At 70.0% G+C, this 4,404-nt stretch carries 4 protein-coding genes; 2 read left to right on the forward strand and 2 right to left on the reverse strand.

What is annotated here, in order from left to right:
• Positions 1-575 precede the first annotated feature (575 nt).
• On the reverse strand, positions 576-809 hold the full coding sequence (locus tag ON39_RS18965; RefSeq protein WP_040736162.1) for a helix-turn-helix domain-containing protein: 234 nt from the start codon (positions 807-809) through the stop codon (positions 576-578).
• 80 nt (positions 810-889) lie between these two features.
• A complete protein-coding gene (locus ON39_RS18970) occupies positions 890-2,521 on the reverse strand; it encodes an ABC-F family ATP-binding cassette domain-containing protein (protein WP_040736163.1) in 1,632 nt (543 codons plus the stop codon).
• A 158-nt stretch (positions 2,522-2,679) separates the two neighbouring features.
• On the opposite strand from ON39_RS18970, the gene ON39_RS18975 reads away from it, so the two are divergent.
• Both ON39_RS18975 and ON39_RS18980 read left to right on the forward strand, forming a co-directional pair.
• On the forward strand, positions 2,680-3,444 hold the full coding sequence (locus ON39_RS18975; protein ID WP_040736164.1) for an SDR family oxidoreductase: 765 nt from the start codon (positions 2,680-2,682) through the stop codon (positions 3,442-3,444).
• A 62-nt stretch (positions 3,445-3,506) separates the two neighbouring features.
• A partial coding sequence (locus ON39_RS18980) for a lycopene cyclase family protein (protein WP_255219282.1) occupies positions 3,507-4,404 on the forward strand: 898 nt, incomplete at its 3' end.

Raw genomic sequence — 4,404 nt, forward strand, 5'->3', positions numbered from 1 at the left:
ATCATGTTCGGCGGCGAGAAGCAGGGCGCCGAGTCCGATGCGACGAGTTGCCGGCGCATGGCGTCGCTGTCCACGGCCGACTACACCGGCCGCCCGGCACCAGCCGACACCACGGCCGACCACACCGGCCGCCCCGCATCAGCCGACACCTCGGCCAATTGCACCGGCCACCCGGCATCGGCTGTGGGCGGAAATTGTTGCCGCATCCCGGTATTGATCGCCTTGGGCCGAGCCGGATCATGTTCGGCGGCGAGAGGCGCGTCGCTGAGCCTGATGCGCCGAGCTACCGACACGTGGCGTCGCTGTCCACGGCCGACTGCACCGCCCACCCGGCATCAGCCGACACCTCGGCCAACCGCACCGGCCACCCGGCATCGGGGCCGGCACCGGACACTCGCCGACCGGCACCGAAAACTGCACCATCCGACGCCGATCCGGCTTTGCCGGGTCCAATCCGCAGGCCCGACAAAGCAACTGGGCCACACCCGGCGACCACCATCCCGCCCCGGACCCGCCGAACTCACCGATGACGGCGAAAAACCCTCCGCCGAAACCGGTTTCGCGTGCTCCGGACGCTACTGGCTCTTACGGCGGTTCGCACCGCCACGACTGCGGAGCTGCACATGCGACTCCACCAGCACGTTGTGGATGAAGCCGTAGGAGCGACCGGTCGCTCGCGCCAGCGAGCGGATGCTCGCCCCTGCCTCGTACTGCTTCTTCAACTGGGTCTGTAGGCGGTCGCGGGACTTCCCCGTGACGCGTGTTCCCTTACCCAGGGTGGCTTTGACTTGCGTTGGCCTGTCGCTCATGGCTTCCTCCGAGTCGCCGAGCAGCTCTTTCCAGGCTAAGCACTCGAGGGTCCGTGATCAACGGATTCTTGTGATGAAAGTCACGCGAGCTGAATAAGTTCCAGATATTCGGCCGACCAATGGTCTTCCGTACCGTCCGGTAGCAAGATCACGCGCTCCGGCGAGAGCGCCTCCGCGGCGCCCGGATCGTGGGTCACCAGCACGACGGCGCCCGCGTAGGTGCGCAGCGCGTCGAGCACCTGCTCGCGCGAGACCGGATCCAGGTTGTTGGTCGGCTCGTCTAGCAGCAGCACGTTGGCGGCCGAGGAGACCAGGCCGGCGAGCGCGAGGCGGGTCTTCTCACCGCCGGACAGCGTGCCCGCGGGCTGATCGAGCTGCGGACCGGTGAACATGAACGCGCCGAGCAGGCTGCGCAGGTTCTGCTCCCCCGCGTCGGGCGCGGCGTGCCGGATGTTCTCCCACACGGTGGCCGTGTCGTCGAGCGTGTCGTGCTCCTGCGCGAAGTAGCCGACCTTCAGCCCGTGGCCGGGCACCAGGTTGCCCGCGGTCGGTTGTTCGACGCCGGCGAGCATGCGCAGCAGCGTGGTCTTGCCCGCGCCGTTGAGCCCGAGCACGACGACCCGGCTGCCGCGGTCGATCGCGAGGTCGACTCCGGTGAAGATCTCCAGCGAGCCGTAGACCTTGGTCAGATTCTCCGCCATCAGCGGCGTCTTGCCGCAGGGCGCGGGTTCGGGGAACTTGATCCTGGCCACCTTGTCGGCGACGCGCACGTCGTCGAGCTCGGCGATCAGCCGGTCGGCACGCTTGGCCATGTTCTGTGCCGCAGTCGCTTTGGTGGCCTTGGCGCCGAGCTTGGCCGCCTGCACGCGCAGCGCACTCGCCTTCTTCTCGGCGTTGGCGCGCTCGCGGCGGCGGCGCTGCTCGTCGGTGGCGCGGGCGTCGAGGTACTTCTGCCAGCCCATGTTGTAGACGTCGGCCTCGCCGCGCACGGCGTCGAGGAACCACACCTTGTTCACCACGTCGCCGAGCAGTTCCACGTCGTGGCTGATGACGATCAGTCCGCCGTCGTGGTTCTGCAGGAATCCGCGCAGCCAGGTGATCGAGTCGGCGTCGAGGTGGTTGGTCGGCTCGTCGAGCAGCAGGATGGTGTCCGAGCGTCCGCCGCTGCCGTCGGAGGCGGCGAACAGGATGCGCGCCAACTCGATTCGGCGCCGCTGACCGCCGGACAGCGTGCGCAGCGCCTGGCCGAGCACCCGGTCGGGCAGGCCGAGGCTATTGCAGATGCGTGCCGCGTCGCTCTCGGCGACATAACCGCCGAGCGCGGAGAACCGCTCCTCGAGGCGGCCGTACTTGCGCACCGCCTTGTCGCGCTCGGCCTCGTCGGCCACCTCGGCCATCAGCGCCTGCTGCTTCTCCATGTCGCGGATCAGCGTGTCCAGGCCGCGGGCGGAGAGCACCCGGTCGCGGGCGAGCACATCGAGGTTGCCCTCGCGGGGATCCTGCGGCAGGTAGCCGATCTCGCTGGAGCGCAAGATCTTTCCGGCGTAGGGCTCGCCCTCGCCCGCGAGGATGCGCAGCGTGGTGGTCTTGCCGGCACCGTTGCGCCCGACCAGTCCGATCCGGTCGCCGGACTGCACCCGCAGGGCCGGTCCGGGGGCCGACAGCAGGGTGCGGACTCCGGCCCGGACCTCCAGGTCGGTCGCGGTGATCACAGATTTCTCCTCGCGGATCGGTGGTGCTGGTCGGTACTCGATTGTGCGACGCGATATGCACAAGAACCACCGATTTTACCCGCGCTCAGACGTGGCTTCGCCACCGAGCGACTCGGGTGTGACGGCCGTAACCGAACCGCCGAGTAACCTGCCGTGGCATGAGTAACGATCTTTTGGGCAAGAGCGCTCTGGTCAGCGGAGCCAGCCGGGGCATCGGCAAGGCGGTGGCGGCCGAGCTGCTCAGCCGCGGCGCGAACGTGCTGATCACCGCGCGCAAGCAGGGCCCGCTCGAGGAGACCGCCACGGAGCTGCGGGCGCTCGGGCATCAGGGCGAGCTCGTCGCGCTGGCGGGCAACTCCGGCCAGGCCGAGGATCGCGCCGCGGCCATCGATCGGATGATGGCCGAGTTCGGTTCGGTCGACATCCTGATCAACAACACCGGCATCAACCCCGTGTTCGGCTCGCTCATGGACGCCGACCTGGACGCGGTGCGCAAGATCTTCGACGTGAACGTCGTCGCGGCCCTCGGCTACATCCAGCAGGCGTTCAAGGCGTGGATGGGTGAGCACGGCGGCGCGGTGGTCAATGTCGCCAGCGTCGCGGGCATTCGATCCTCGGGCGTGATCGCCGCGTACGGCGCGTCGAAGGCCGCGCTGATCCGGCTCACCGACGAACTGGCCTGGCAGCTGGGCCCGAAGATCCGGGTGAACGCGGTGGCGCCCGGCGTGATCAAGACGAAGTTCGCCGACGCGCTCTACTCCGCCGACGAGGAGCGGGCCGCGAGCGTCTACCCGATGAAGCGGCTCGGGACGCCCGAGGACGTTGCGCGGCTGATCGGCTTCCTGGTCTCCGACGAGGCCGCCTGGGTCACCGGCGAGACCGTCCGGGTGGACGGCGGACTGCTGTCCACCGGTGGGATCTGAGCGCGTCGGACGTCGTCGTCTGCGGCCTCGGACCGGCGGGGCGGGCGCTGGCGCATCGGTGCCTGGCGCGCGGGCTGACGGTCACCGTGGTCGATCCCGCGCCGGATCGTCGGTGGACGGCGACCTACGCGGCGTGGGCCGATGAGCTGCCCGGCTGGCTGGCTCCCTCGGCCGTCGCCGCCACGGTCGAACGGCCCATGGCCTGGGGCACCCGTGCGCACCGCATCGATCGGCCTTACGTCGTGCTGGACACGGAGCGTCTGCGGGAGTCCCTCGATATCGCGGGTGCCGAGGTCGTCGCGGACCGCGCGAGGGAACTCACCGCGAAGACGGTCACCTTGACCGATGGGCGGATCCTCGACGGCCGCAGGGTAATCGACGTGCGCGGCATCACCCGCTCCCCCGCCTTCGCCGAGCAGACCGCCTACGGGCTGGTGCTCGACGAGTCGCGCTGCCAAGGGCTCGAACCGCTGTTCATGGACTGGCGCGCCGACAACGGCGCACCCGCCGACGCGCCGCGCTCGTTCCTCTACGCGGTGCCGCTCGGCGGCGGGCAGACGCTGCTCGAGGAGACCTGCCTGGCCGGCCGGCCCGCGCTCGACGGCGCCGCGCTGCGCGACCGACTGCACCACCGATTGCGTTCTCGCGGAATCGAACTCGCGGGCGATGAGCGCGTTGAGCGGGTGCGTTTCCCGGTCGGAGGTGGCCGGCCGGGGCGGTTCACGTTCGGTGCGGCGGGCGGCTTCGGACATCCGGCCACCGGGTACAGCGTGGCCGCATCGCTCACCGCCGCTGACGCCGTCGCGGCGGGCGAGACGGTCTGGCCCGCGTCGGCGCGCGCCGTGCACCGGCTGCGCGCCGCCGGCCTGCGGGCGCTGCTCGCACTGCCGCCGACCGACCTCCCGGTTTTTTCGACGCGTTTTTCACTATGCCGCCCGCCGCGCAGCGCGCTTACCTTTC

It is taken from the genome of Nocardia tenerifensis NBRC 101015 (assembly GCF_000308715.1).
In the GTDB taxonomy this organism is placed as follows: Bacteria; Actinomycetota; Actinomycetes; order Mycobacteriales; family Mycobacteriaceae; genus Nocardia; species Nocardia tenerifensis.

What these genes read in the sequence shown, in the direction of transcription:
- ON39_RS18965 (WP_040736162.1), bottom strand. Translation starts at nt 809, where the DNA reads ATGAGCGACAGGCCAACGCAAGTCAAAGCCACCCTGGGTAAGGGAACA.
- ON39_RS18975 (WP_040736164.1), top strand. Translation starts at nt 2,680, where the DNA reads ATGAGTAACGATCTTTTGGGCAAGAGCGCTCTGGTCAGCGGAGCCAGC.